This is a genomic window from Paenisporosarcina quisquiliarum (assembly GCF_027563315.1).
Classification (GTDB): Bacteria; Bacillota; Bacilli; order Bacillales_A; family Planococcaceae; genus Paenisporosarcina; species Paenisporosarcina quisquiliarum.
Map to the genome: position 1 here is coordinate 1 of NZ_JAMKBJ010000030.1, position 834 is coordinate 834.

Below are 834 nucleotides of genomic sequence, written 5' to 3' on the forward strand. Positions count from 1 at the left end.
TCGACTTTGTTGCTGGCGTCAAATTAATGACGTTTATAATGAACGTTTAAGTTCAAGTTTTGCTTCCCACACCGAAGTGTGTTCCGCTTTATTGTTGACGTTTTGCTGTTCAGTTTTCAAGGTTCATGGTGGAGCCTAGCGGGATCGAACCGCTGACCTCCTGCGTGCAAGGCAGGCGCTCTCCCAGCTGAGCTAAGGCCCCATTAAAGGGATAAAATAAACTGGTCGGGAAGACAGGATTCGAACCTGCGACCCCTTGGTCCCAAACCAAGTGCTCTACCAAGCTGAGCTACTTCCCGAAGTTTAAAAATATGGCGCGCCCGAGAGGACTCGAACCTCTAACCGCTTGATTCGTAGTCAAGTACTCTATCCAATTGAGCTACGGGCGCTAAATATGATGTTTTATGAAAGATGGTGCCGAGGACCGGAATCGAACCGGTACGGTAGTCACCTACCGCAGGATTTTAAGTCCTGTGCGTCTGCCAGTTCCGCCACCCCGGCATTAAGAAAAAATATGGAGCGGAAGACGAGGTTCGAACTCGCGACCCCCACCTTGGCAAGGTGGTGTTCTACCACTGAACTACTTCCGCTCGTATAACATAATTATGAAAATGGTGCGGGTGAAGGGAGTCGAACCCCCACGCCTTGCGGCGCTAGATCCTAAGTCTAGTGCGTCTGCCAGTTCCGCCACACCCGCAACTTAGTATGAAAATGGTGAGCCATGTAGGATTCGAACCTACGACCCTCTGATTAAAAGTCAGATGCTCTACCAACTGAGCTAATGGCTCTAACAATGGTGCCGGCGAAAGGAGTCGAACCCTCGACCTACTGATT

The 834-nt window shown here is 50.1% G+C and carries 7 tRNA genes; all 7 read right to left on the minus strand.

Annotated elements, in window-relative coordinates:
- Window positions 1-126: 126 nt before the first annotated feature.
- The 7 genes from M9R32_RS15970 to M9R32_RS16000 all read right to left on the minus strand — a co-directional run bounded on the left by M9R32_RS15970 (window position 127) and on the right by M9R32_RS16000 (window position 788).
- Window positions 127-202: transfer RNA gene (locus M9R32_RS15970), tRNA-Ala, on the minus strand.
- A 20-nt stretch (window positions 203-222) separates the two neighbouring features.
- A tRNA-Pro gene (locus M9R32_RS15975) sits at window positions 223-299 on the minus strand.
- A 13-nt stretch (window positions 300-312) separates the two neighbouring features.
- Window positions 313-389 (minus strand) — tRNA-Arg (locus M9R32_RS15980).
- A gap of 23 nt (window positions 390-412) precedes the next feature.
- Window positions 413-501 (minus strand) — tRNA-Leu (locus tag M9R32_RS15985).
- A gap of 14 nt (window positions 502-515) precedes the next feature.
- Window positions 516-590: transfer RNA gene (locus tag M9R32_RS15990), tRNA-Gly, on the minus strand.
- 22 nt (window positions 591-612) lie between these two features.
- Window positions 613-697, minus strand: a tRNA-Leu gene (locus M9R32_RS15995).
- Window positions 698-712: 15 nt separating this feature from the next.
- Window positions 713-788, minus strand: a tRNA-Lys gene (locus M9R32_RS16000).
- Window positions 789-834: the final 46 nt, after the last annotated feature.